The sequence below is a fragment of the Alkalilimnicola ehrlichii MLHE-1 genome (genome assembly GCF_000014785.1).
Classification (GTDB): Bacteria; Pseudomonadota; Gammaproteobacteria; order Nitrococcales; family Halorhodospiraceae; genus Alkalilimnicola; species Alkalilimnicola ehrlichii.
The window spans coordinates 3,082,823-3,108,852 of the sequence record NC_008340.1 but is presented as its reverse complement, the minus strand read 5'-3'; the positions used below and the strand labels follow the sequence as shown (position 1 = coordinate 3,108,852).

Annotated in this window: 21 protein-coding genes; 6 read left to right on the top strand and 15 right to left on the bottom strand. The window is 66.0% G+C overall.

The window, feature by feature from the left end; all coding sequences use genetic code 11:
• The first annotated feature begins 2 nt into the window (after positions 1 to 2).
• The 3 genes from MLG_RS13855 to MLG_RS13845 all read left to right on the top strand — a co-directional run bounded on the left by MLG_RS13855 (position 3) and on the right by MLG_RS13845 (position 2,988).
• The gene (locus MLG_RS13855; RefSeq protein WP_011630472.1) at positions 3 to 782 is read left to right on the top strand and encodes an ATP-binding cassette domain-containing protein; all 780 of its coding nucleotides are present in this window, start codon (positions 3 to 5) and stop codon (positions 780 to 782) included.
• 60 nt (positions 783 to 842) lie between these two features.
• Positions 843 to 1,649 carry a substrate-binding domain-containing protein gene (locus MLG_RS13850; RefSeq protein ID WP_011630471.1) on the top strand — a complete coding sequence of 269 codons (807 nt, stop codon included), beginning with the start codon at positions 843 to 845 and terminating at the stop codon, positions 1,647 to 1,649.
• Between the two features lie 166 nt (positions 1,650 to 1,815).
• The gene (locus MLG_RS13845) at positions 1,816 to 2,988 is read left to right on the top strand and encodes a PQQ-dependent sugar dehydrogenase (RefSeq protein ID WP_232209331.1); all 1,173 of its coding nucleotides are present in this window, start codon (positions 1,816 to 1,818) and stop codon (positions 2,986 to 2,988) included.
• A gap of 44 nt (positions 2,989 to 3,032) precedes the next feature.
• Here the strand turns inward: MLG_RS13845 and MLG_RS13840 are convergent, their stop codons facing one another.
• From MLG_RS13840 to adh, 11 genes are all read right to left on the bottom strand, one after another.
• Entirely contained in the window at positions 3,033 to 5,021 is a 1,989-nt protein-coding gene (locus MLG_RS13840) for a sigma-54-dependent Fis family transcriptional regulator (RefSeq protein ID WP_011630469.1), read from the bottom strand.
• A 195-nt stretch (positions 5,022 to 5,216) separates the two neighbouring features.
• A complete protein-coding gene (locus MLG_RS13835) occupies positions 5,217 to 5,525 on the bottom strand; it encodes a hypothetical protein (RefSeq protein ID WP_011630468.1) in 309 nt (102 codons plus the stop codon).
• 9 nt (positions 5,526 to 5,534) lie between these two features.
• Positions 5,535 to 6,173 (bottom strand): rhodanese-like domain-containing protein, encoded by a 639-nt coding sequence (locus MLG_RS13830; RefSeq protein WP_011630467.1) that lies wholly within the window; start codon positions 6,171 to 6,173, stop codon positions 5,535 to 5,537.
• On the bottom strand, positions 6,160 to 7,137 hold the full coding sequence (locus MLG_RS13825) for a quinoprotein relay system zinc metallohydrolase 1 (RefSeq protein WP_011630466.1): 978 nt from the start codon (positions 7,135 to 7,137) through the stop codon (positions 6,160 to 6,162). The genes MLG_RS13830 and MLG_RS13825 overlap by 14 nt, the downstream gene beginning before the upstream one ends.
• Entirely contained in the window at positions 7,134 to 7,901 is a 768-nt protein-coding gene (locus MLG_RS13820; protein WP_011630465.1) for a quinoprotein dehydrogenase-associated SoxYZ-like carrier, read from the bottom strand. The genes MLG_RS13825 and MLG_RS13820 overlap by 4 nt, the downstream gene beginning before the upstream one ends.
• A 32-nt stretch (positions 7,902 to 7,933) precedes the next feature.
• Positions 7,934 to 8,950, bottom strand: coding sequence for a substrate-binding periplasmic protein (locus MLG_RS13815; protein ID WP_011630464.1), 1,017 nt, complete (start codon positions 8,948 to 8,950; stop codon positions 7,934 to 7,936).
• Positions 8,937 to 9,383 (bottom strand): cytochrome c-550 PedF, encoded by a 447-nt coding sequence (gene pedF, locus MLG_RS13810; RefSeq protein WP_011630463.1) that lies wholly within the window; start codon positions 9,381 to 9,383, stop codon positions 8,937 to 8,939. The genes MLG_RS13815 and pedF overlap by 14 nt, the downstream gene beginning before the upstream one ends.
• A 100-nt stretch (positions 9,384 to 9,483) precedes the next feature.
• Positions 9,484 to 11,292, bottom strand: a complete 1,809-nt coding sequence (locus MLG_RS13805; protein WP_011630462.1) for a PQQ-dependent methanol/ethanol family dehydrogenase — start codon at positions 11,290 to 11,292, stop codon at positions 9,484 to 9,486.
• Between the two features lie 386 nt (positions 11,293 to 11,678).
• On the bottom strand, positions 11,679 to 13,745 hold the full coding sequence (locus tag MLG_RS13800) for a TonB-dependent receptor family protein (protein ID WP_011630461.1): 2,067 nt from the start codon (positions 13,743 to 13,745) through the stop codon (positions 11,679 to 11,681).
• Positions 13,746 to 13,811: 66 nt separating this feature from the next.
• A complete protein-coding gene (locus MLG_RS13795; protein WP_011630460.1) occupies positions 13,812 to 14,192 on the bottom strand; it encodes a DUF779 domain-containing protein in 381 nt (126 codons plus the stop codon).
• 115 nt (positions 14,193 to 14,307) lie between these two features.
• Positions 14,308 to 15,828, bottom strand: a complete 1,521-nt coding sequence (gene adh, locus MLG_RS13790) for an aldehyde dehydrogenase (RefSeq protein WP_011630459.1) — start codon at positions 15,826 to 15,828, stop codon at positions 14,308 to 14,310.
• Positions 15,829 to 16,412: 584 nt separating this feature from the next.
• Here adh and MLG_RS13785 point away from each other — a divergent pair.
• Positions 16,413 to 17,657, top strand: coding sequence for a porin (locus MLG_RS13785; protein WP_011630458.1), 1,245 nt, complete (start codon positions 16,413 to 16,415; stop codon positions 17,655 to 17,657).
• 267 nt (positions 17,658 to 17,924) lie between these two features.
• Entirely contained in the window at positions 17,925 to 20,054 is a 2,130-nt protein-coding gene (locus tag MLG_RS13780) for a TonB-dependent receptor family protein (protein ID WP_011630457.1), read from the top strand.
• On the opposite strand, the gene MLG_RS13775 is transcribed toward MLG_RS13780, so the two are convergent.
• Together MLG_RS13775 and MLG_RS13770 are read right to left on the bottom strand one after the other, a co-directional pair.
• Positions 19,974 to 21,434, bottom strand: coding sequence for a LapD/MoxY N-terminal periplasmic domain-containing protein (locus MLG_RS13775; RefSeq protein ID WP_011630456.1), 1,461 nt, complete (start codon positions 21,432 to 21,434; stop codon positions 19,974 to 19,976). The genes MLG_RS13780 and MLG_RS13775 overlap by 81 nt on opposite strands.
• 3 nt (positions 21,435 to 21,437) lie before the next feature.
• Positions 21,438 to 22,082, bottom strand: a complete 645-nt coding sequence (locus tag MLG_RS13770; RefSeq protein WP_011630455.1) for a response regulator — start codon at positions 22,080 to 22,082, stop codon at positions 21,438 to 21,440.
• A gap of 290 nt (positions 22,083 to 22,372) precedes the next feature.
• Between MLG_RS13770 and lpxD the strand changes: the two genes are divergently transcribed.
• Complete coding sequence (gene lpxD / locus MLG_RS13765; RefSeq protein WP_011630454.1) at positions 22,373 to 23,431, top strand: UDP-3-O-(3-hydroxymyristoyl)glucosamine N-acyltransferase; 1,059 nt, start codon at positions 22,373 to 22,375, stop codon at positions 23,429 to 23,431.
• A gap of 88 nt (positions 23,432 to 23,519) precedes the next feature.
• On the opposite strand, the gene MLG_RS13760 is transcribed toward lpxD, so the two are convergent.
• Both MLG_RS13760 and MLG_RS13755 read right to left on the bottom strand, forming a co-directional pair.
• Positions 23,520 to 24,374, bottom strand: a complete 855-nt coding sequence (locus tag MLG_RS13760; protein WP_011630453.1) for a universal stress protein — start codon at positions 24,372 to 24,374, stop codon at positions 23,520 to 23,522.
• Positions 24,375 to 24,411: 37 nt separating this feature from the next.
• The gene (locus MLG_RS13755; RefSeq protein WP_011630452.1) at positions 24,412 to 25,905 is read right to left on the bottom strand and encodes a SulP family inorganic anion transporter; all 1,494 of its coding nucleotides are present in this window, start codon (positions 25,903 to 25,905) and stop codon (positions 24,412 to 24,414) included.
• Positions 25,906 to 26,030: the final 125 nt, after the last annotated feature.

The following is a 26,030-nucleotide window of genomic DNA, read 5'->3' as shown; positions in this document are numbered from 1 at the left end:
ACATGTTGCAGCCAGTGTCAGACGCGGGGCCGGGCCCGGAGTCCGCCGGGCGGGTCGAGTCGGCCCTGCTGCCCCTGGAGTTGAAGGGCATCGGCTTTCGCCACCGGGGGCAGCCCCTGCTCCAGGGGGTCGATCTGCGGATCGGCGGGCGCGGCAAGACCATCGTCATGGGGCCGAATGGGGCCGGCAAGAGCCTGCTGATGCGCATCTGCCACGGGCTGTTGACGCCCACCGAGGGGGAGCTGGTCTGGCGCGGCCCCCGGGGAGGCCGGGCCGAGGAGCGGCGCCGCCGGCAGGCCATGGTGTTCCAGCGTCCGGTGATGCTGCGCCGCTCGGCACTGGCCAACGTGACCTTTGCCCTCGCGGCGCAGGGCTACCGCCGGCGTCAACGGCGAGAGCGGGCCATGGCCGCACTGACCCGGTTCGGGCTGGCGCCGCTGGCGCGGCGGCCGGCGCGGGTGCTCTCCGGTGGCGAACAGCAGCGCCTGGCGCTGGCGCGGGCCTGGGCGTTGGAGCCGGAGGTGCTGTTCCTGGACGAGCCCACCGCCGCGCTCGATCCGGCCGCCACCAAGGCGGTGGAGGAGGCGGTGGCGGGGTTCGACCGCCGGGGCACGCGGATCGTGATGACCACCCACGACTTGGGCCAGGCCCGGCGTCTGGCCGATGAGGTGGTCTTCATCTGTGGCGGTCGGCTGTTGGAACGTACGCCGGTCGCGGACTTTTTCGAACGGCCCCGGAGCCCGGAGGCGCGCGCCTTCACCCGGGGCGAGCTGGTCTGGTAGCGCCCGGTCGTCGGACCGGGCGCCGGCTTGGAGGGGCGCAGCGTGGCGACAGGGCAGGGGATGATCAGAAGCGTTTGTTGGATCCTCATCGGCCTGGCCGCGCTGACTCTGGCGGGCACGGCCCAGGCGCGGGATTACATCACCCTGGCCTCCACCACCTCCACCGAGCAGTCCGGCCTGTTCCAGCACATCATCCCGAAATTCTCAGAGGCGACGGGCATCGACGTGCGGGTGATCGCCGTGGGCACCGGCCAGGCCTTCGCCCTTGCCCGGCGGGGTGATGTGGACAGCCTGCTGGTCCACGACCCTGTCGGTGAGCGGGCCTTTGTCGAGGCCGGTTATGCGGTCGAGCGGCGCGATGTGATGTACAACGATTTTGTCCTCATCGGCCCGGCAGACGACCCTGCGGATGTGGGCCATGCCGACGACATCGCCGATGCCCTGCAGCGCATCGCCGGGGCCCGCGCGCCTTTCACCTCCCGCGGCGACGACAGCGGTACCCACCGGGCGGAGCAGCGGCTGTGGCAAGCGGCCGGTATCGCGCCCTCCGGGCGCTGGTACCGGGCGTTGGGCGGCGGTATGGGGCCCACCCTCAATACCGCCGCCGCCATGGATGCCTATGTGCTGTCGGACCGCGCCACCTGGGTCGCCTTCGATAACCGCCAGCGTCTCGAGATCCTGTTCCAGGGGGATGAGGCGTTGCACAACCCGTACGGGACCCTGCTGCTGAGCGCCGAACGCCATCCCCACCTGAACCACGAACGGGCCCGGCAGTGGCACGAGTGGCTGCTCTCCGAGACCGGGCAGAGCGCCATCGCCCGCTACACCCTGCGTGGCGAGCGATTGTTCTTCCCCAACGCGGACTGAGCCCCTCCCAAGGGCGGCGTCCTGTCGGACCGGTGTCGGGTGGCTATGCTATCCGTTACATTCCGGCAATAGGTCTACCCGAGGAGGCACCATGCAGCAGCCTGGTTCATTCCTTACGACCCCAGCCCGCTGCGTAGTCGGGGCAGCGGTCCCAGCGGTCTTGCTGGTGACCAGCCTGTCGGCGCTGGCGGAGGTCAGTCGCAGTGACCAGGTGGTGGCCGCCGGGGTCGAGAGCGAGCAGGCCCGCTTTGATGTCGTCCAGGTGCTGGAGGGGTTGGAGCACCCCTGGGCGGTGGCCTGGCTGCCCGATGGCCGCAAGCTCGTCACCGAACGCCCCGGCCGCCTCTGGCTGGTGGATGGCGATGACATCACCCGCGTGGGTAATACCCCCCGGGTGAACCCCGAGGAGCGCGACGGTCTGGCCCTGGAGGCGAGCTGGCAGGGCGGCCTGCTCGATCTGGCGGTCCACCCCGATTACGAGGACAACGGCTGGATCTACATGACCTATTCCAGCCCGGGGGATCCGGACGCGGTCATCGGCGACGCCGAGTTTGGCAGCGGCACCGCCCTGGCCCGGGCGCGGTTGAGCGACGACGGCAGCCAGCTCACCGACCTGGAGACGCTGTACGTGCAGATGCCCCGCACCGCCCCGGGCCGGCACTACGGCTCGCGGATCGTCTTTCCGGGCGACGGCACCGTGATCTTCTCCATCGGCGACAGCGGCCTGCGCGCCCCCTCGCAGGATCTGACCGATCCGGCCGGGTCCATGATCCGCCTCAACGAGGATGGTGGCGCCGCCGAGGACAACCCGCTGGTGGGCATGGCGCCGGGCAACCTGCGGCCGGAGATCTACTCCTTCGGTCACCGCAACAACCAGGGCCTGGCCATCCACCCGGAGACCGGTGAGATCTGGACCAGCGAGCACGGGCCCCGGGGCGGCGACATGATCCACCGGATCGAGCCCGGCAACAACTACGGCTGGCCCCAAGTGGCCTACGGCACCGAGTACTCCACCGACGAGCAGGTCGGCATTGGCCGGTCCGCCCCCGGCGTGACCCCGGCGGTCCACTACTGGGACTACTCTATGGCCCCCTCAGGGCTCGCCTTCTACAGCGGTGATGAGGTGCCGGGCTGGCAGGGCGATCTGTTTGCCGGGTCGCTGGCCGAGGAGCGCTTGCACCGGCTGGTGCTGGAGGGCGACCGCGTGGTCCACGAGGAGCTCCTGCTCGACGGCACCCTCGGGCGCATCCGGGATGTGCGGCAGGGGCCGGACGGCCGGCTCTACCTGCTCACGGATGAGGAGTCGGGGGGGCTCTATCGGTTGGAGCCCGCCCACTGATGGCGTTGTTACCGGTCCCGGCGGCGCGCGGGCGCGTTCAGCCCTCAGCCGCCGCGGGCGCCGCCGAGACCGTGCCGCCGCATCTTCCGGTAGAGGGTGTTACGGCTCACGCCCAGGCTCTCCGCAGTGCGGCTGACGTTGCCGCCGTGCTGCTCCAGGGCGGCTTGGAGTGCCCGGCGCTCGGCGTTGGCCAACGGGTCGCCGCCGCCGGTGCAGGTGCCCTCTATCACCTGGTCGTCGCCGGCTGTCTCAGCGGCATCCAGCACATCGTCGGGCAGGTCTTCCACCGTGAGCGTCTCGCCATCGCTGAGCGCAACGGCGGTGCGCAGCACGTTGCGTAGCTGGCGGATATTGCCGGGCCAGGGATGGTTGCGCAGCACCGCCAACGCCGCCTGATCGATATCCACCCGGCCATCGCTCTCCAGTCGCAGGATGCAGCGAATGACATCCTGGCAGTCAGCCCGGTCGCGCAACGGGGGTAGGGTCAGGGTGAGGCCGTTGAGTCGGTAGTAAAGGTCTTCCCGAAAGCGCCCCTCGGCCACCAGCTCCGGAAGGTTGTGATGAGTCGCCGAGACCAGGTAGACATCCACCGCCTGTGGTTTGTCACCGCCGATGGGCACGATCTCGCGCTCTTCCAGGACCCGCAGCAGGCGGGCCTGCAGTTCCAGCGGCATATCCCCGATCTCGTCCAGGAACAGCGTGCCGCCGTGGGCCTGGAGGATTTTGCCCTTGCGCCCGTTGCGGTCGGCGCCGGTAAAGGCGCCACCCTTGTAGCCGAACAGCTCGCTCTCGATCAGGGGCTCCGGTATCGAGGCGCAGTTCACGGCAACGAAGGGGCCGTCCCTGCGGCTGCTGGCCGTATGCACGGCGCGGGCGAACAGTTCCTTGCCGGTGCCGGTCTCGCCGTTCAACAGGATGGGGATGTCCTTATCGATGATCCGGTAGGCCCGGTTAACGTTGCGCGCCATGCGCGGGTCATTGCCCTTGAGTGCCTCCAGGGTGCAGAGCGTGGCGCGGTGATCGCGGGGTTGACTGGCACTGCGGCTTTGGACCGGTACGGGGCGGGCGGGCTGTTCCGCCGCCCGGCGGCCCGCTGCTGTGTGCCCCAGCTGGATACGGGCGTGCAACTGGGTGCCCTGGGCCGTGGTGAGCACCCAGTAGGGGAGGTACGGGCGTTCGGCCCGTTCCACCAGGATCTCCGGACGGATGTCCAAGACCTGGTCAATGGGCCAGCCGATGAGGCGATGCCGGTCGGGGAGTCCCAGGAAGACGCAGGCGTTGTGGTCGGCACCAACGATGGTGCCGTCCCGGGAGACCGCCAGCACACCGTCATTGATCAGACCGACATATTCGCAGCGGCTGTGGAAGCGGATGATGATGGCATCCGAGAATTCCTCCAGGAACCGCCACTTGGAGATGAACTGGGCGGACAGGGTGACCAGTGCCAGGGTGTGGCTCTGGGTCTCCGGCGTCTGATTGCCGTTCACGGTGGAGGCGTCCAGGACGGCCATCACCTGGCCGTTGGCGTCCAGAATGGGGGCCCCGCAACAGCTCAGCGCGTGGTGACACGCCTTATAGTGCTGGTCCCGCAGTACTGCCACCGGGCGGCTCTCAGTGAGGGCGGTGCCGATGCCGTTGGTACCTTCGTGGCGTTCACTCCAGTCGGCACCCAGCCACAGGCCCGCCGAACGGAATTCACGCCGCAGGTTCGGGTCTCCCACGTAGTCGAGGATCACGCCGCGGTTGTCCGTGAGCAGCAGGGACCAGCCGGACCCGGAGACCTGCTGGTAAAGGCTGTGCATCTCGGCGTTGGCCACTTTCAGCAGCTCGCCGTGACGCTCCCGCTCTTCCTTTACCTGCGGGCCTTCCAGCACGTTGGCGTCCTTTGGCTTTTTGCGGGGGTCGAGGCCGTAGGCCTGACAACGCTGCCAACTCTTGGAAATGAGGCGCTGCGCCTTGTCGCCCGGGAGGGGGCTGGGGTATCCGCCCTCAGAGGCGCGTCCCAAGGAGATCGGGGCGATAATCGATGACATTCTCTCCTCCTGCCGGTCGCCCCTGTGACTGTTGTTCTGGTGGGGCACCGGTACCGCTTCGAAAGGCGTTGTAAAGCGTTTTGGTCGGCTTCGTGCACCTTTTTATTATCCCTGTTCGGTTACTATAACCGGACTTTTACGCCGACTGTATAGTTGGTCGGAAAAAGAATATATTTTATATCCATGTTCGGTTCATCAGTCGGCCTCCCGGGCCCGTCCGCGCCACGCCTCTGCCGCCACTGGATCCGGGGCCGCCATACCCTGGCCGCGCTCGTAGAGGGTGGCCAGTTGTTCCATGGCGGCCGGGTCCCCCGCCAGGGCCATCTGGAGGAAACGGCGGAAGGCGCCTTCGTAATCCCCCATCTTGTAGACCGCATAGGCCTCAATGCGACCGATCATGCCGTCACGGTAGCGCTCCGCACCGTCTGCCCCGTCATCGCCCAGGGCCGGGCCGGCGGCGAGCAGCAGGGTCATGGCAAGGGCCAAGTGGTTGGTTGTGCGCATAATGACCTGTTAGTGTCGTGGTTTCGGTTGGGCAGGTTCCGTCGGCAGCCCCGCCCGCTGCCAGCCATCCGCCCCCGGCGGGTACCAGTAGAGCGAGGTGTAACCCAGGGCGGCCGCGCGGCGCACCGCGTTCCAGGCCATCCAGCAATCCGTGATGCAGTAGAAGAGGAGCGGCTGGTTGCTATCACCGGCGGTCAACTCCGCCAGGGCATCGGCGAACCAGGCCTCCATTTCTGGGCTCAGCCGCCCCGCGCCCACGTTGGGTAGCCAGATGCTTCCGGGAATGTGCCGGCGTTCCTCCAGCACCACCCACTCCGGCTTCCCGTCCGGTCCTTTCCGTTCGAGGACCGGCATCACATCGATGGCCACGACCTCCCCGGCGGCCCAGAGGGCTTGTGCACGGCCGGTATCCACCGTCTCCCCTTCCGGCACAGAGTCCGGTGTCGCGGCGCGGTAGCGGGCATAACGGTAACCCTCGGCGTTGATGTGCGGGTGGTGCCAGATGGGGTCATCGGCATCGTCCACCGTCGCGGCCACACCCGGGATTAGCAACCCGCTGAGCAGTAGCCCGCAAACGACCAGGGCCGGCACGGTGCCTGAGCGGCGCCACCCCTTGCCCTCGCGATGGTGGCGGCTATTGCAGACCATCAATGACTTGGTTCAATGCTTGGGTTTCGTAACCCGGGTACAGGTGCGCCACCGAACGGCGCAGTTCTTCGTCCACCACTGCCAGATGGCGGAAGCGTTCCGGCACCTCCAACTCCAGTGCCTCGGCCATGTCCAGGCCCTGTTCCGCCGCTTCGCGCAGGGCGGAGGCGAGCCACTCCACGTAGTCACGGGTCTGCAGCACGGCCTCGACGTCGCGGGTGACGGGGCCGTGACCTGGCACCAGTGTTCGGGGCAGTTCCCGTTCCAACTCATGGAGCAGCGCGACCCAGCGGGAGAGGTCCGCATGGGGGGTGGTGGGCGCCCGGTCGTAGAAGACCAGGTCGCCGGCGAACAGGGTGTCGCTGCGCTGGTCGTGGAGCATGAGGTCAGAGGCCTCGGGGCCGCTGTGCCCGGCGCCGGCGATGACCTCAAGCGTGCGTTCGCCTACGGTGACAGGCCCTGGCTCGGCGGTGCAATCCGGCGCCACCACATAGGTGCCGCCCATCCAGCCGCTGAGCAGGTTATACATGTTGTCCAGCAGCGCCTCGCCGTCCCGCTCGATCATCTCGCGGGTGTAGGGCAGGGCGCAGATGGGGACATCCTCGAAGGCCTGGTTGCCCAGAAAGTGATCGGGGTGGTGGTGGGTCAGGTAGACACTGTGGATGGGTTGATCGGTGACTTGTGCGATCGCGCGGCGCATCTCCTCCCCGTAGGCCCGGGACGGCCCGGTGTCCAATACCACCACCCCGGCGCTGGTGATCACAAAGCCGGTGTTGACGATATTGCCGCCATTGCGCCGGGTGAAGTGTTCCTGGCGACCCTCGAAGATGTACACCCCATCGGCGACCTGCTGCGGCTGCAGGCCGTAAAAGATTCCCCCCGCGTTGGCAGCTCCAATGGTCAGGAGGCCTAGCGCCATCGCCGCCAGCCGAAGGAAAGGCGCTTGCAGTGGGTATTCCATCATGGCTGCAGGGTCCCCTCGAAGCGGTTGCCGTTGTTATCACGACCGACCAGTCGTGTTGTACCCCGGTGCTCCAGGTCGAGGGTCAGATGGGGGTTCTCCGACATGGAGGCGTGGATCTCCATGCGGGCCAGCGTCTGGTCATTGCCGTCCCGGACCTCCAGCTCTTCCAGGTAAAACTCGGGGATTCCAGGGGCAAGCCCGGTATCCATGGGGTGCAGGAGGCTGAAGCGCACCCGTTGGCTGCCCTCCCGCTGCCAGGTGCGGCCGCGGATTTCGCCCAACCGGCTCTCCCAGGCTGGATCGGCGCTGGCGATGCTCGGTGCGCTGCAGCCGCCGCCGGCAGCGTCGATCCAGGTGCCCCCCAGGTGCCAGACGCCGTCCTCGGTCTGTGCCGCGGCCCGCAGGGCCGTCGCCTGCTCGACTTTGAACCGGAAGCCCACATTGGGCGCGCCGCGCGGTATCTCCATGTCGAGGATCTTCGGGATGGGGTTGAGGTCGGTGAAGACCATCAGCCGCCGTACGTTGCCCAGCCCCTCGACGCGGACGAAACCGGGGACCTGGAAGGTGTCCTCGGCACTATCCGGTGCAATCACCTGGACCTTGTCGTGGGCGAAGACATAAGTTTCGCCTTGGAAATAGCGGGCCTTGGACAAGTGCCAGCCCGGCGAACCCAGTGGATCCTCCTCGACGCCAGCGGCGGCCGGAGCCGCCAGCGCCGCTGCCAGAAGCAAGCAAAGGGGTAGCAAGTGCGGGGATACCCTCATGGCGCATCCTCCCAGGGTTTCGACGCGGGTGCTCAGTACAGTCCGGCCGGCATTGTTGCCCGGCAGAGCTGCGCGCGTTCCAGGCCGGTGCGGGTCACGCCCGCGGGGCCATTGCCGTTGCGGGCTAGGCGGTACTCCTCCCCCGGGCCCACCCAGGCGATGCCGTATTCGTTAAAGATACGCTCCACGGTCCCGTCGGCCACCAGTTGTGCCATGGCCTCCTCGACTGCCCGGGAGAGCTCCGGGTTGCCGGCCTTGACGGCCATGCCCACGTCCCAGTCGCTACGCACCCGGTCCGTGCGGAACAGGTCGCGCAGCTCGCTCAGGGCGAGGCTGGTGCGCGGTTCGGGGAAGGCGGCCAGGGCGCTCTGAAGCTCGCCGCGCGGTGCGAAAACCGCGGAGGTCTCACCGGCAAGCAGGGCCTCCACTGCTTCGGGCACGTTCTTGTGGTTGACCACGCCGGAGCGCAGGCGGCCGTCAAAGCCGTTGGTGAGCATGGTGTAGGAGTAGGTGTACATCTCCACACCCACGCGCAGGCCATCGAACGGGTCCGGGGTGTTCACCGAGTACCCCAGATCGCCGATTTCCTCGCGGTCGTAGAGCACCGCCATGGCCTCGTGGAAGTAGGCGCCCATGATGTCGTAATCGGCGTTGCGCTCCTGGAAGACGGGGTCCACCGGTACGTGCATCATCAGGTCGGGGGCGCGCTCGAGCAGGGCCTCGTCCCACTCGTCCTCGGCCTGTTCGTCCTGCAGCAGGGCCAGGTCCTGGTCCATGCTGTCCTGGGCGCCGAAGCCGGCCAGCTCCACCTTCAGGTCCAGCTTCTCGCCCAGGGCGCGGGCCAGGGCCACGTCAACCCCGATCAGCTCGCCGCCGGTGCCGACGCAGGAGTAGGGCCCGAAGTCGTTGTACAGGGCAACGGTCAGTGTGCCGCGGTCGCGGATCTCGTGCAGCCGCTCGGCGTTCGCGCTACCGGCGAACAGCGTGGCACCGCAGAGGGCGGCGGTGGCGGCCAGGCGGCCGGCCTTGATCAGATCAGTAGTATTCATCCATCGCCTCCTCGTGCATGGTGTTCAGCCAGGTGTAAATGGCCCAGATGGCCTCCTGGCTCAGTACGCCGTCGAACGACGGCATGCCGGCGCCGCGACCCTTGCGAACCGTCTGAACGTAGTATTCGTCGTCGAAGCCGGGTTCCAGCAGGCGCAGGTCCGGGGCGATTCCACCGGAGGCGCCGCCGAGACCGTGGCAGACGGCACAGTTGGCCTGGTAGCCGCGCTCGCCGATGCGTATGGCCTCGTTGAGCGTAGATTCATCGGCGTCGCGAAAGGGGTTTTCCAGTTTCCAGTCGTCCAGTTCCGGTAGGTCGCCGGTATCCACCGGTTGCGGGTTCACATCGCCATGGGCGAAGAGGGCCATCCCTGTCGCAAGCATCGCGCCGGCCACGGCGGTCTGCAGAAGTCGCTTAGTCGTTCTAGTAGCCATGGTGTTGCACCGTTAATACGTTGAAGGTCACTGCATGCTGGCGCCGGGCCAGAACGGCCCGGTGCTGCGGCGGCACCGGGCCCTTCGTGCGGGCTCGGCCTTACAGGCCGGCCTCCGCGGCCAGGTCGGAGATCTTGAAGGTCCAGAGCATGCCGCCCTGGCTAATATGGCGGACCAGCGGGGCCACCTCCCCGCCCCAGAGCGGCACCGCGCCGCCCCAGCCGGAGACCACGGAGATATACTGTTCGCCGTCCATCTCCCAGGTGGCCGGTTGGCCGACGATCCCGGAACCGGTCTGGAAGCTCCAGAGCTCCTCCCCGGTCTCATCGCACATGGCCTTCAGGTGGCCCTCGGGGGTGCCGTAGAAGACCAGGCCGCCGGCGGTGGTGAGCACGCTGGACCAGAGCGGCGAGCGGTTGGGCACTTCCCAGACAATCTCGCCAGTGGCCGGGTCGAGGGCGCGCAGTACGCCGACCTTGTCGTCGTAGATGGGCTTGATGGTGAAGCCGGCACCCAGGTAAGCGGCACCGCGACGGTAGTCCACCGGCTCATTCCAGATCTCCATCTCCCACTCGTTGGAGGGGATATAGAACAGGCCCGTGCGCTGGCTGTAGGACATGTGGCTCCAGTTCTTGCCGCCAAGGAAGGCCGGCTGGGCGGTCACGGCCTCGCCCCGGTCGCCCTCCATGTCGGCCGGGTTGCCCGGGCGGCCGCCCTCGATTTCGACCGGGCGCCCGGTCTCCATGTCGATATGGCTGGCCCAGGTGATGTTCTCCACGAAGGGTTCGGCCAGCAGCAGCTCGCCGTTCTCCCGGTTCATCACGTAGAAGAAGCCGTTGCGGTCGGCCTTGGCACCGGCCTTGACGGTCTCACCGTTGTGCTCGTAGTCGAACAGCACCAGCTCATTGACGCCGTCGTAATCCCAGTGGTCATTGGGGGTGGTCTGGTAGTACCAGACGATCTCCCCGGTGTCGGCATCCAGGGCCACGGTGGCGGAGGTGTAGAGGTTGTCACCGGGGCGGGCGTGGGCGTTCCACGGGGCCGGGTTGCCGGTGCCGATGTAGATCAGGTTGAGCTCCGGGTCATAGGTGCCGCCCAGCCAGGGGGCGCCACCGCCGGTCTTCCAGGCCTCACCCTCCCAGGTTGCGTTCAGCTCGCCGGTCATGGTCTCACTGCCATCCGGCAGCGTGCCCATGTGACCTTCCACCACCGGGCGGGTCCAGACGATGTCGCCGGTCTTCGGGTCGCGGGCCTGCACTTCGCCGACGGCGCCAAACTCGCCTCCGGAGTTGCCGGTGATCAACAGATCGTTGGCGATCATCGGTGCGGCGGTGTAGGAATAGCCAGCCCGGTAGTCGGCGATGCGGTCGCGCCAACGGACCCGGCCGGTGTGCCGGTCCAAGGCCACCAGTTGCGCATCCAGGGTGCCGAAGATGACCAGGTCGTCGTAGAGGGCCATGCCGCGGTTGACCACGTCACAGCAGGGCATGATGCCGTCGGGCAGGCGGTGGGCGTACTGCCAGAGCCGCTCGCCGGTGCGGGCATCCACCGCCCACATGCGGGAGTAAGAGCCGGTCACGTAGATCACGCCGTCATACACCAGGGTCTGGCTTTCCTGGCCCCGCTGCTGTTCACCGCCGAAGGAGTAGGCCCAGGCCGGGGTGAGGGCGTGCACATTGTCCCGGTTGATCTTGTCCAGGGTGCTGTAACGCTGTCCTTCGGGGGATTGGCCGTAGGTCAGGATGCGGTCGTTGTGGTGGAAGTCGGCGTCGATCATCGCCTGGGTGATACTTTCGGGGAAGTCCCCGTTTCCGTGGCTGCCCGCGGTGGCGCATCCGGCCCCCAGGGCGACGGCGGCCACGGTGGCCGGGATCAGCGCTATGCGCAGGTTGTGCTTTACGGTAGTCATTGTTCGCCTTTCTCCTCTCATCTCTTTTTTCGTTGCCAGGCAATTGGATGGCTTGGTGGCCAGCCCGCAACGTCCTTCAAGCAACAGCTATGCCAGCTCTGCGTTTGGGTGCTCGGAGATGGCGCTCAAGGTGCGTCAGAATGACGCGGGGCGGGGCCGTGGCGAGGGGGCTGTCCTTGGCGATGGGGGGCCGGCGTCGGGTCGCGAACCGGCTGAAATCGGGGCTGTCACGCTGCAGTGTCCCAGGAATGGCACAGTCGGCCGGGCCGGGGCTGTTACAGGCGGGAGACAGGCACCTTTATCGGGTTGCTGTGGCCGGCACCCCGGAAGCAAAGGACCCCCTGTCCGGTGGGGCCGGAACAGGGGGCCGGAGGACTGGTGGGGCGCTATCGGGGGCGGATGGTAACGCCGGCGAAGACAGTGCGCTCGGGGGCGGGCTCATAAAAGCGCCCGCCGAAGGTATTGATGCGAATGTTGCTGAAGTACTCTTTGTCGAAAAGGTTGTTCACCGCCACATAGGGCGAGACCTCCAGGCCCTGCAGCCTTAGCCGGGTGCCGGCGCGGAGGTTGGCGACCCCGTAGCCCGATACCCGCTCCTCGTTGGCGTTGTCCGCGTACTGCCGGTCAACGGCAACGACATCCAGGGCGGCAAAGCGGCCCTCGCGATCCTGCCACGCCGCCTCGGCGAATAACTGTTGGCGCGGGACGCCGGGGAAGGCGTTGCCGCTGAAGTCATTACCGAACCGGTCTTCAAAGTCGCGGAACTCAAAGTCGGTGTAGGTGTAGGCGGCGGTCAGGACCCATTGGTCTGCGGGGCGGTGTTCCAGGCCCAGTTCCAGGCCGTTACGGCGGGAACGGCCTGAGTTCTCGTAGAAGTCGCGACCGGCGTCCCGCTGGAAATTAACGATCTCATCGCGGACGCGAATGGTGTAAAGCGACAGCTCGTAACGGCTGTGATCGCCGATGAACCCCTTGGCGCCCAGCTCGTAGTTGACGGCCTTTTCGGGTTTCAGGTCGGGATTGAACCCGGTGCCACCGTCGGGATTCGCGAACTCGGTGAAGGTGGGACTCTCGAAGGATGTGCCGACGTTGGCGTAGATCTGGTGGGCGCGGGCCCAGCGGTAGCTCAGACCGGTGCTGTAGCTCCACTCGTTGAAGGTCTCACGCCCGGAGCGGTCTTCACCCATCGGCTGGAATCGGTCATCGACGGCGATGCGCAGTTGGTCGAAGCGCGCTCCGAAGACGAGGTCCAACCGGTCGGTCAGGGCGAGATCGCCCTGGCTGAAGAGCGCCAGGGTCCGCGCCTTTTCCCGCTGGTCGAAGGTCTGGTCACCGCGCGCCCCGCCGGCCAGATTGTCAAAGCGCTGGCGGTCGTCGCGCTGTTCCTCGGCGTCGAAGCCTACGCCGAGCCGGGCGGGGCGCCCCATCACTTCGTTGAGATGGGTGTATTGGCCGCCCAGGCCGTAAAAGTCGCGCTCGTACTGAACCTGACCACCGCTCTCGAAGGGCAGTCGATTGCCGAAATCGCGGCGGGTGTAGAAAGCGCGCAGGGTGATTTCGTCCTGGGCGGCCATGGGACGCGAGTAGACCAGGCCCACCGTCTGCTGCTCGGCGGACTGGCCGCCATCCAGTGCCTTTGACTCGGGGCGTGCCTGCCGGCGGTCCTCATCCACTTGGTCCAGGGTCAGGGAGCCCGGATCCTGGGTGTCCGGGGCATCCAACAGGCGGACGATGGTCTCCAGGCGTCCGCCATCAGCCCATTCATAGGCCAGCTTGCTGTTGAACAGGCGCTTCTCCACCCGACTGTGATCCCGGTAGCCGTTGTAGCGCATATCCCAGGTACTGACGCTGTACTCCCAAGGCCCCTGGCCGCCGCCCGCCTTGAGGCCGATGCGCCGGAAGTCGTCGCTGCCGTAATCCAGCTTGACCGCGGCGCCGTCGATATCCCGGCCGCTTTGGGTACGGAGATCGAGCACGCCGCCCGCGGCGTTGCCGTAAAGGGTTGAGCTGGGGCCGCGGATGACCTCGGCCTGGTGCAGCGATTCCAGGTCGATGGCGTCCACTTGGGACTGCCCGTCGGGGAGGGTTTCGGGGATCCCGTCCACGATTACCCGCAGCCCCCGGATACCGAAGGGCGCGCGCGCGCCAAAGCCGCGGATGGAGACCCGCAAATCCTGGGAGAAGTTGTAGCGGTTTTGCATCTGTAGGCCGGGGATCCGGTTCAGGTGTTCATCCATCTGCAGATTCTGGTGCCCGGGCTGGATGTCCTCCGGCGTGAGCACGCCGACGGCGGATGGGTTTGCCAGCCAATCCCGCTCCAGGCGCGGTGCGGTGACCTGGATAGGCTCCAAGGCCTCGGCCGATGGGGTGGTGTCGGCCACGGCGGTGCCCGCGGTGCCGAGGATCAGGGATGAGAGAACACCCAGGGTGGGGTATGGGGTCAGTGGTCGCATAGATCATTCTCCGGCGCCTCTAGTGGGGGCACCTTAGTTCTGTCAGTTGGGGTAGACCGCCTGCGCTCAGCGGCCCTCCTGCGCTTGCAATGCCGTCCATTCGGCATCGGTGAACAGCCTTGAACGGGTGTGGAAACGTCTGCCCGTGGGGCCCTCCAGCGAGAACATGCCGCCACGGCCGGGCACAACGTCGATAATCAGGTGGGTGTGTTGCCAGTATTCGAATTGGGACTCGCTCATGTAGAAAGGACAGCCACCGATCTCGCCGAGCAAGATGTCGCTCTGACCGATGCGGAATTCGCCCCTCGGATAACACATGGGTGAGCTGCCGTCGCAGCAGCCGCCGGACTGGTGGAACATTAACTCACCATGCTGGGCGCGCAGTTCGTCGATGAGTTCCAGCGCCGCCTCGGTGGCGGTGACGCGGGATACGGGGGAATGACTCATGCGCCTGCCTCCTGGTGTCGGACCGGCCGGTGCCCCTCTTCGAGGACGGCGCCGGCAGGACCGGTCGTCGGGAAAGCGAGCGGGCGGCTTTACGCCGCCCGCGCCTGACGTCAGCTTAGAAAAAGCCCATGGCCTTGGGGCTGTAGCTCACCAGCAGGTTCTTGGTCTGCTGGTAGTGCTCCAGCATCATCTGGTGGTTCTCCCGCCCGATGCCGGACTGCTTGTAACCACCAAAGGCGGCATGGGCCGGGTACAGGTGGTAGCAGTTGGTCCACACCCGGCCGGCCTGGATGGCCCGGCCCATGCGGTAGGTGGTGTGTGCGCTGCGGCTCCAGAGACCGGCCCCCAGGCCGTAGAGGGTGTCGTTGGCCAGCTCCAGCGCCTCGGCCTCGTCCTTGAAAGTGGTGACGGAAACCACCGGGCCGAAGATCTCCTCCTGGAAGATGCGCATCTTGTTGTGGCCGCGGAACAGGGTCGGCTGCACGTAGTAGCCGTTCTGGAAATCACCGCCGATCTCGGCGCGGTCGCCGCCGATGAGGCACTCGGCGCCTTCCTGCCGACCGATGTCCATGTAGCTCAGGATCTTCTCCATCTGCTCGGAGGAGGCCTGGGCCCCGATCATGGTTTCGGTGTCCAGCGGGTTGCCCTGTTTCACCATGCTGAACCTGTCGATCACCTTGGCAATGAAATCGTCGTAGATGTCCTCCTGGATCAGCGCGCGCGAGGGACAGGTGCAGACCTCGCCCTGGTTCAGGCACGCCAGGGTCATCCCCTCAATGGCCTTGTCCAGGAAGTCGTCATCCTGGTCCATCACGTCGGCCATGAAGATGTTCGGCGATTTGCCGCCCAGCTCCAGGGTTACCGGGATGATGTTCTCGGCGGCGTACTGCATGATCAGCCGCCCGGTGGTGGTCTCGCCGGTGAACGCCACCTTGGCGATGCGGTTGCTGGTGGCCAGCGGCTTGCCGGCCTCGACACCGAAGCCGTTCACCACGTTCAGCACCCCCGGGGGCAGCACGTCCTGGATGCACTCCATCAACACCAGGATGGACGCCGGTGTCTGCTCGGCGGGCTTGAGCACGATGCAGTTGCCACAAGCCAGGGCCGGGGCGATCTTCCAGGTGGCCATCAGCAGCGGGAAGTTCCAGGGGATGATTTGCCCCACCACGCCCAGCGGCTCATGAAAGTGGTAGGCGATGGTGTCGTGGTCGATCTCGCTGATACCGCCTTCCTGGGCCCGGATGGCCCCGGCGAAGTAGCGGAAGTGATCAATGGCCAACGGGAGATCGGCGTTGAGGGTTTCACGCACGGGCTTCCCGTTGTCCCAGGTCTCGGCCACCGCCAGGCGCTCCAAGTTGGCCTCCATGCGATCGGCGATCTTCAGCAGCACGTTGGCACGCTCGGTCACCGACGCTTTCCCCCAGGCATCTTTGGCGGCGTGGGCCGCGTCCAGGGCGCGTTCCACGTCATCGGCATTGGACCGGGCGACTTCGCAGAATACTTCTCCCGTTACCGGGGTGATGTTCTCAAAATACTGGCCACTGGCCGGTTCTACCCACTCGCCATTGATGAAGTTTCCGTAGCGGGGTTTGAACTGGACTTTCGCGTCGCGCTCACCGGGGTTTGCGTAGATCATTACTGTCTCCTCGATCGCATCATTCGGTTTGTTATCTGCTGTATTCGGCCTGAGCCCTTCGACGGGAGGCCTCGGGTCGGGGGGGCGGTGCGGGGGGCCCGTTCAACGCCGACCCTGCCGACTCAGCGATGGAGAGAGCAAGGGTTGGGCCATCCTGTGTAACCCACTGAATATCGGCCTGATGTCGAGTTGCTGGGCAGTTGTTGTCGCAGCAAGTGTCACGCTGATGGCACAGTTTCCCGATGAGTTGTGACACCGGGGTTTCGATGGCCGGGACAACAGTGATCGCCCCATTGTGGGTGTGGGGTTTAGTCACCGAACCTGCATCCTAATGGTGTGGCATTCCTGTGAATAGTGGGTGTCACACTGTGTTGTCATGGGTACATAAGGCCAACTGGCTGAGCCGGCAGCTATGTATTAAGTGTTGGTGTCTGTAGGGATTTTGGTTGTTGGCATGGTCGCTGCTTTAGGGTTCGGCGTTATCACACGAGGGAAGCGTGGGGCTGGTAGCCAACCACAAAACAATTGAACCACGGCGATAACGAAAAAAGTGATACGCCGAACCCCTAGAGGAGAATGCAACCATGCGACGTTTTACCACTCCAGTGGCCACGGCTGCAGGTATGGCGGGCCTATTGCTGGCCTCCGCCGCCCAGGCGCAGATCGAGGTCGAGGCCGGTGATTGGACCCTGACCTTCGACGGCAACGTCAATGCCTATTACACGAACACCCGTTGCGAGAGCGATGCGGCGACCGTCCAGGGCGGCCTGGCCTGCACGGACGCCGCGGAGAGCGACCGGCGCGCCAATATCCGAACCGGTTTTCTGCCAGCGAAGCTCGGCATCGGCGCCTCCACCACCCAGAACGGCCTCGATATCGCGGCCTATGTCAGCTACTGGCCGGGTGTGGATGGCGGGGACGCGGTCTCCGTCGCCGGTTCGGCGGACACTGGGCTGGGCTTCGGCAACGTGAACTTCCGTCAGGTTTTCCTGACCGTGGGCAATGAGCGCATCGGTACCTTCAAGCTCGGGCGTGACCTGGGGATCTTCGGCTCCGATGCCATCCTCTCCGATATGAGCCTGTTGGGGGTGGGCACGGTCTCCGATATCACCCTGGGGGGTGGCAACACCTCCTTGGGTCGGGTCGGCAACGGCTATCTCTACGCGGACTGGAAGGCGCAGATCAGCTACGCCTCGCCCGATTTCAACGGCTTTGGCTTTGTGATCGGCGCCACTGATCCCTTCGATCCCTTCACCGTCGCGCCGGGTGACAACTCCCTAGCTGCGGTGGGGGAAAAGACCAGCCCGGCGGTCGAGGGCAAAGTCACTTACGATTGGACGGCTCGGGATGTCAGTGGCCGCGTCTGGGCCGGGTTCATCAACCAGAAGGTGGATGACCGGGACGGCAGCTTCGATGACTTCCGCGCCACCGGGTTCGACCTGGGCGTCAAGGCGGGCATCGCCGGCTTCGAGGGCGTCGCCTACTACTACGAAGGCAAGGGCATCGGCACCACGGCGTTTCTCCACCAAGCCGCCTCCGCGGATGGGACGCGCCGCGACTCTGACGGCTTCATGCTGCAGGGCACCTACACCCTGCCGGGATTGGGCACCAAGCTCGGTTTGAGTTACGGGGAAAGCAACCTGGACCAAAACAACGGCGATCCCGATACCCTGCTTGACCGCAACAGCTCGGTGATCGTGGGCGCGTACCATCCGATCACGCCGAACCTGAACCTGGTCGCCGAGTTCACCCGGACCAAGGCCGAGAACCATGCGGGTGACGACAATCGCGAGGACAACGTGGCCCTGGGTGCCATTCTGTTCTTCTGATCCTCTTCGCTCCTCCTAGTGAAGCGGCGGGCCCCGCCCTGGGGCCCACACGGGTCCGTGACCGGTGTATCGGGTGCTTCCGGCTCACGCCGTGCCTTTGACGGCGCACAGGGATGTGCGTCGCTTTTTATGCCCTTCCCCAGACCGCTGTGCGTCCCCTTAACAATCTGTGCGATCAGGAATTTCTCCTATGTCATGCGCGCCTTCCAGGGGGCACACTCAATCCATACGAAACCAGAAATCGTGGGTGAGAGGAGGAGACCCCGTATGGACCGCAAGACCCATTCCCTGATTTGTCTGACTGCCGGCCTGAGCCTGTTGCCAGCCGCCGGCGCGGCCCTGGCTGAGGACGAGACCGCCGGCGCCGTCCGCGCCCTGCAGCCGTTGCAGGTGCGTGCGCTGCTGCTCGATGAGGTGGCTGATACGCCCGGCGCGGCCTCGGTGCTCACCGATCTCGACTTCGAGGCGCTGCGGCCGTTCACCCTGCACGATGCCTTTGATTTCGTCGCCGGCGTCAGGACCATTGATGATGATGCCCTGGGCCTGCGTAGCGGCATCGGCGTGCGTGGCGCGCCGCCCCGGCGCTCCCGCAAGACCTTGCTGCTGGAGGATGGTTCGCCGATCAGCGCCAGCAACTACTTGGACCCCAGTGCCCACTACACGCCGCCCATGCAGCGCCTGGAGCGGGTGGAGGTATTGAAGGGCGCGGGGCAGTTGATCCATGGGCCGCTGAACAACCACGGCATCGTCAACTTCCGCAACAAGCAGGCCACGCCCACGCCGGAGACCACGGTGGAACTGGCGGGGGGTAATCAGGGCACTTTCAAACGCCACCTGATGCACCGGCGTACCGTGGACGACGTGGGCGTGGTGCTGGCCTATACCGGGGCCAATTCGGACGGGGTGTTTGATACCGAGGAGCACCAGTTCGACGACTTCTACGCCAGCTTCGACTGGGACGTGAATGCCCGGCACGATCTGCGGACGTCGATTCTCCACTTTCGGGAGCGCTCCGACGGTTACGATGAGAGCAACCTCTCCCCCGAGGACTTCGCCATCGATCCGCGCGGCAAGCGCCGGCTCGGTGAGGGGCGCAAGGACAACAACATCTCCGTGAACTACTGGAAGTGGGACCTCACCCATGCCTTCCAGGCCAGTGACCGGCTGAGTTTCTCCAGCAAGGTCTTTTATTCTGATCTGGATCGGCCCCGATTCCGGTCCCGCAACCCGGATGACCCTCGTGCCGAGCGAGTGATGGAGGGGCGGGACCGGCGTTACGAGGTCTTCGGGGGCGAGTCGCGGGCCGCCTTTACGGGCATGCAGACCGGTGCGGTTACGCACACCGTCGAGGGGGGGCTAAGGTTCGAGCAGCACGATTTTGACGACCGTCGTCCGGTTGGGCGTCCGGGTGAGCGGTTGGACGAGGGCAATCGCGGACGGCTGCGGGCGATTGCCGGAGAAGACGGGTTTACCCGCGACGGGCGTCTGATCACCTACAAGGCCGAGGCGTACTCCGGGTTCCTGCAGAACCGCATGCAGGCGGGAGATTGGACCCTTACCCCAGGCCTGCGCGTGGAGAGCTACCGACAGGAGAAGTCCACACGCTTTCGTCCGGGCAGTGATGACGAGGGGGTAACGGAAAGCGAGTGGAACACGCTCTACCTCCCCGGTATCAGCCTGCTCTACCAGGGCCTGGATCAGGCGGACCTCTACGCCGGTGTGCACCGGGGCTACGCTCCTGCACCCGCCCGCTCCGATGAGTTCCCCCTGGTGCCGGAGAAGGGTCTCAACAGCCAGTTGGGTGTCCGCAGCCGTGGCCTCCAGGGTGTGAGCTACGACGTCGCGGTGTTTTATAACCGCATCGAGGACACCCTGATCCGCGACGACGTGGATGAGTTCGGTGACGCCCTGTTCGTCAACGCGGTGGATTCGGACGTCTACGGCCTGGACGTGGAACTGCGGGTGGATTCCGCCCCCTTCACCGGCTCCGATTACAATTTCTTCGGCCAAGTGGCCTGGAACTACACGGAAGCCGAGTTCACCACCGGACCACTGGACGGCAACCGGGTGCCGGAGATCCCGCGCCACGCCGGCAGCCTGACCTTGGGCATGGACCACCTCAGTGGTTGGGAAGTCAGTGCCACGGTCAGTCACTTCGGGGACTTCTTCTCCGATATCGAGAACACTCTTGAGATCGCTGAAGACGCAGGGCAGGTGCCCAGCCGCACGCTGCTCTCGGCCCGGGCCAGCTATCACACCCAGGTCAGCGGGGCGGACGCCACCTTGTGGCTGCAGGGCCGGAACCTGACCGACAAGCTATACATCAGCGACGTGCAGGACGGGCTGCGGCCTGGTGCTGAACGCACCGTCATCGGCGGTCTGACCCTGCGTTTCTGAGGGGGCGGCATGGGGCCGTTGTCCGGGTCTGGCGACGGGCTCCGGGGCAGAGGCGGTGGGCAGCGGTACCGCGGCCACCAGCGTGGTGCCGCCCGCCGGTCCGCTGAAGCAACGCAGCCGGCCACCCAGGCCCTGAATCCGCTCAGCCATACCCATCAAGCCCATCCCGTCACCGTCGCGCCGCGTCCCGAGGCCGTGGCCGTCGTCGCCAATTACCAGCCACAGGTGTTCGCCCCGATCGCGGAGTCGCAGCCGGACACGCCTGGCATGGGCATGCTTTGTGACGTTGGTAAGGCCCTCCTGTACCACCCGATAAAGGTGAATCGCCTGGGATGGCGGGAGTCCCCGGGGGGTGTCCTGGATCTCCATCGCCACGGCGATATCGGGGTGGCGGCGGGCCCAGTCGCCCGCCATCTGGCGCAGCGCCGGCCCCAGCCCGAGCTGTTCCAGCGCGGCCGGATGCAGCCGGCCCATAATCCGACGGGTCAACTGGTAGACGTGGCCAGCGGTCTGCCGGATGGCGTCGGCGCTGGCACGGACGTTGGCAGGGGGCGCGTCCGGGGCATTGGCGATGATCATGGCGTCGGCGCGGATGGCGACCAGGCACTGACCCAGCTCATCATGCAGCTCCCGGGCGAGGGTGTGCCGCTCTGCCTCCTGCACGTCGAACAGTCGACGGTTCAGTCGCTGGATGCGCTGGTGGCTGGTCGCCAACGAATCGGCCATGCTGTTGAAATGGCGGGAGACCCGGTCGAATTCGTGGACACGGAATCGTGGCAGTCGCGATTCCAGGCGACCTCGTTGGAGTGCGTCCAGGCCCTTGAGGATGTGGCCCAACGGGCGCAGTGCCCGTCCCAGCAGCCAGTACATCAGGGCGTTGGCGGCCACTGCGAAGGTGAGCAGCAACAGCAGCAGGGTGCGGGTGCTGCCCCACGCCTCGGTGATCTCGTCCGCCGGCTCGGCCCGGATGATCACGCCCCCCAGGTCTGGCCGGCCCAGCGAGACCTCCCGATAAAGTACCTGCATCTCAGGCGTGACGAGCCGAATGAACCAGTCCGGCGCGCCGGCGGTGCGTGCCGGCGGCATGGCAGCGCGGGCGGCGGCCCGGTTATCGCCGTGCCAGGCCGTGATTTCGATATGCCGGTGCCCCCCGAGCTGAGTCAGCCCGCTGATCATCGCGTCGCGGACCTCGGACCGGTTCAGCTTTTCGCCCATCGCCTCAATGGAGGCTTGGAGCAACTCAGCGGTGAGGCTGGTGGCCGAGTGCAGCTCGGCCCTGACGTCGTGGCGGGCTGCATTCACCACCAGGAAGACCCCGGCCAGCAGGAAGGCAGCGGTGAGCAGGGTGATGAGCAGGCTGAGGCGCAGGCGCAGGGGCACGGTTCAAGCCTTGATCACACCGGCGCGGATCGCCAGCCGGGTCATCTCCGCGACGTTGTTCAGCGCCAGCTTCTCACGAATGCCGCTGCCGTAGTTGGCCACGGTCTTGTAGCTGATGTTCAGCAGCCGGGCGATCTCGGCGGAGCCACACCCTTCGGCCAGCAGTCGGAAGATCTCAAACTCCCGCGCCGAGAGCGATTGCAGGCCGGCGGTGTCGGCATCGCCGTGCCGACACCGCACATCCGGCCCCAGGTAGTGTCCGCCCGCAGCGATCCGCTGGACCGCTTCCACCAGCACCTCGGGGGCGCTGGACTTGGTGATGTAGCCGGCGGCACCGCCCGATAGGGCTTGTTCGGCAAACACGGGTTCCTCATGCATGCTGAAGATCAGCACTCTGATCTCCGGTGCCCGGCGTTGCAGCCGCGCGAGGGTCTCAAGGCCGCTAATGCCCGGCAGTGAGATGTCCATGACCACAACGTCGAAGCGCTCCCGTGCGCACGCCCGGTAGGCCGACTCACCGCTGTCCGCCTCGGTGACCTGCCAGCAGCGACTGGCCTGCTCCAGGAGTCGGCGATACCCGGCGCGCACCACGGCGTGGTCGTCCACTAGGAGCAGTGTCAGCGGGCCGGGGGGTTGTCGTTGGGTCATGGCGATGGTCCTGCGTTGGCTCTTCCGGCCTATCCGGATGCAAGATCGTGACCAGCCAGGGCCGAGGCCGAGATGGGCCATGCGGGGCGGCCTCCGCGCCATATGACGGGCAATAACCATGACGGCGAGTCGCGAAATAACCGTGACAGTTGTGCAGCCGGGCCCTGGCTCAGCGCCTTGCTACGGCGCAGCAAGCCCCGGCCCCCGGCTCGGTGATACCCTATTGCGGCGTGGCAGCCCCGTCCGGTCGCCATGGCGGCAGTGTTGTTGAATCAGGTGGGAGCGGGTAGATGACAGAGACGGTAACGGTAAGCGAGTTGGCGGAAGGGCTGGGTGCTGAGCTGGTGGGGAAGCCCACAAGGGTCATCCGTCGGGTCGCCACATTGTGCGATGCCGGTCCGGACGCCATCGGCTTTTGCAGCAACGCGAACTACTTGGAGGATCTGCGTGCCACCGGTGCCGGCGCGGTCATTGTCCGCGCGGAACATGTCGCGGAATGTCCCACCACCGCATTGGTGGTGGATGATCCCTACTACGCTTACGCCGCGGTCGCCACGCGTTTGCATCCGGCGGAACGGCCACCTGCCGGCGTGCATCCCACGGCCGTCGTGGCGGAGGGCGTGACCTTGGGTGAGGCTGTCTCTGTCGGCCCGCACGCGGTGGTGGAAGCGGGGGCTCGTCTCGGCGCACGTACGATCGTGGGGCCGGGCTGCCACGTGGGGACCGGGGTGGAGATCGGTGAGGACAGCCACCTGATGGGCCGGGTTACGGTCGCGGATCGCTGTGTGGTGGGGTGCCGGGTCATCCTGCATCCGGGGGTGGTGGTGGGTGCCGACGGCTTCGGTTTCGCCAAGGGGCCGGGTAAGGCGGGCTGGCGCAAGGTGCCCCAACTCGGGCGTGTGATCCTGGGCGATGACGTGGACTTAGGCGCCAACACCACGGTGGATCGTGGTGCGATCGACGACACGGTCCTTGAAGAGGGGGTGAAGCTGGATAACCAGGTGCACATTGGCCACAACGTGCGTGTTGGGGCGCGCACCATTATCGCCGGCAATACCGTGGTGGCTGGCAGTACCACCATCGGCTGTGACTGCATGATCGGGGGTTCCTCGGCCATCACCGGCCATATCAGCATTGCTGATGGCGTTATTCTGATGGGCATGACCGGGGTTACGGGTTCGATCAAGCAGCCCGGTGCTTACGCCTCCCCGCTGCCGGCGAAGCCGGTGCGGGAGTGGCGCCGCAACAGCGTCCGCTTTACCCAACTGGACGACCTGTTTCGCCGGGTGAAAAGGCTGGAGGCCGCGCAATCAACGGGTGAAGGTGATGGCGGTGACGACGGCGATTAACGGTTGTTCCGGCGCCTGCCACTGCGATGAAGCACGCGTTAAACGGGCCCGGGTGCCACTTATTTTATGACACCCGGGGTTACCGGGCTCAGCGCAGTATCAACAGCGGGATCGGCGAGCGCATGATCATGTGGGTGGTGGTGCTGCCCACGAAGAACTGGCGCAGCCGCGAGTGGCCGTAAGCACCCATCGCCATTAGGTGGATGTCGTTGGCCTCGCGATAGTCACAGACCACCTCGTTCACCTCGCCCGATTTCACCGCCGTGGTCACCTGGAAGCCCTCTTTCTGCAGCCGGGCCCGGGGCGCCTCCAGTTTCTCGCGGTTGGCGTCGGTCTCCGCACCCACCATCAGGATATGGGCCTCCAGCCCGTCCAGCAGGCTGCTTCGGGCCAGTCGGTCCACCACCTTGTCGGCCGTGGGGCTGCCGTCATAGGCGATCAGGAAGCGCTCCGGGGTGCGGAATTGCAGCGGCACCACCAGCATGGGCTTGTGCAGGGTGCGGATGATGTTCTCCAGGTGGCTGCCGATATGCCGGGTGACCACGTCGCCATCCTTGCCCTGCTTGCCCAGCACCAGCAGGCGCATGTCCTCCTCCAAAGCGGCCAACGCCTCGGTGATGTCCCCGTTGCGCAGCAGACGGCCCGGGTTTTCCACCCCGGCCGCCTCGACCCGCGCGATGGCGTCGGCCAGCACCGCCTTGCCCTGCTCCCGGGCCAGCTTGCCGCGCTTCTCCTCCAACTCCACCAACTCCTGGAGCAGTTCTTCCCGGTTGCCCAGGCTCAGGTTGCCGCTGTAGTCGGGCTCGCGTTCCCCGTGGGGATTGCGGATGACATGCAGCAGGGTCAGCGGGGCGCCCAGGCGCTGGCAGGCCCAGGCGGCGTGGTCACAGACGGACTCGGACGAGCGCGAGCCGTCCACACAGGCGAATACCTTTTCAGTCATGGCGTTGTCGCTCCTTGGTCGGTGTGTGGCTCGCGGTTCAATGGCCCATCAGCCGGTCAATGGCGTCCGGCTTGTCGTGCACGGCATGGCGGTCGACGATGGTGGCCGTGGCCTCGTTCATGCCCACGATCTCTACCTCGGTGCCCTCACGGCGGAAGTTGATGACCACCCGGTCCAGCGCCGCCACGGAACTGATATCCCAGAAGTGGGCGCGGGTGAGATCAATGGTCACCTTATCCAGATCCTCGCCGAAATCAAAGGTGTTCATGAACTTTTCGGTGGAGGCGAAGAAGACCTGGCCCACGACGCGGTAGGTGCGCTGCAGGGTCTGGTCGTCCGGGTGCTCGTCCACGTCGGAGCTGACGTGCATGAACTGGCTGACCTTGTTGGCGAAGAACAGCCCCGCCAACAGCACCCCGGTGAGCACCCCGATGGCCAGGTTGTGGGTGATGACCGTGACCGCCACGGTGCTGACCATGACGATGTTGGTGCTCATGGGGTTTTTGCGCAGGTCGCGGATGGAGCCCCAGCTGAAGGTGCCGATGGCCACCATGATCATCACCGCCACCAGCGCCGCCATGGGGATCATCTTGAGCAGGGGCGAGAGGAAGACCACCAGCACGATCAGCACCAGCCCGGCCACCAGGGAGGACAGCCGGCCGCGACCGCCCGATTTCACGTTGATGATGGACTGCCCGATCATGGCGCAGCCGGCCATGCCGCCGAAGCTGCCGGCCACCAGGTTGGAGATGCCTTGGCCGCGGCACTCGCGGTTGCGGTCGGTCTTGCTGTCGGTCAGGTCGTCCACGATGCTCTGGGTCATCATGGACTCCAGTAGCCCGACCACTGTCAGTGCCAGCGAGTAGGGCAGAATGATCCAGAGGGTCTCCAGGTTGAGCGGCACGTCCGGCCACAGGAACACCGGCAGGGTATCGGGCAAGTCGCCCATATCCCCCACCGTGGGCACGTTCATGCCCAGCGCCCAGGCCAGCAGGGTAAGCACCACAATGGTGACCAGCGGCGAGGGGATGGCACGGGTGAGGTAGGGCAGCAGGTAGATAATGGCCAGCCCGCCGGCCACCATGGGGTAGACCAGCCAGGGCACGTCCACCAACTCCGGGATCTGCGCCATGAAGATCAGGATGGCCAGGGCGTTGACGAAGCCGGTCATCACCGAGTTGGAGATAAAGCGCATCACCCGGCCGACCTGCAGGTAGCCGGCGATGACCTGCAGCACGCCAGTGAGTAGCGTGGCGGCCAGCAGGTACTCCAGGCCGTGGTCCGCCACCAGGGTGATCATCAGCAGCGCCATGGCGGCGGTGGCCGCAGAGATCATCCCCGGCCGCGCGCCGGTGAAAGCGATGACCACCGCGATACAGAAGGAGGCGTACAGCCCCACCTGCGGGTCCACGCCGGCGATGATGGAGAAGGCAATGGCCTCGGGAATCAGCGCCAGGGCCACGATGATGCCGGCCAGCACATCCCCGCGGATGTTGCCGAACCACTCTTGTTTCAGTCTCTTCCAGTTCATGAGCGCTTCCGTGTGAATGATCGCGGGCCGGTGCGGGATGGGTGCTGACGGCGCCGCCACGCGCCCCTGAGCAGGCGCTGGACAAGCGCGGCATTACCGCGCACCGGTGATGGTGATCTTTGGGG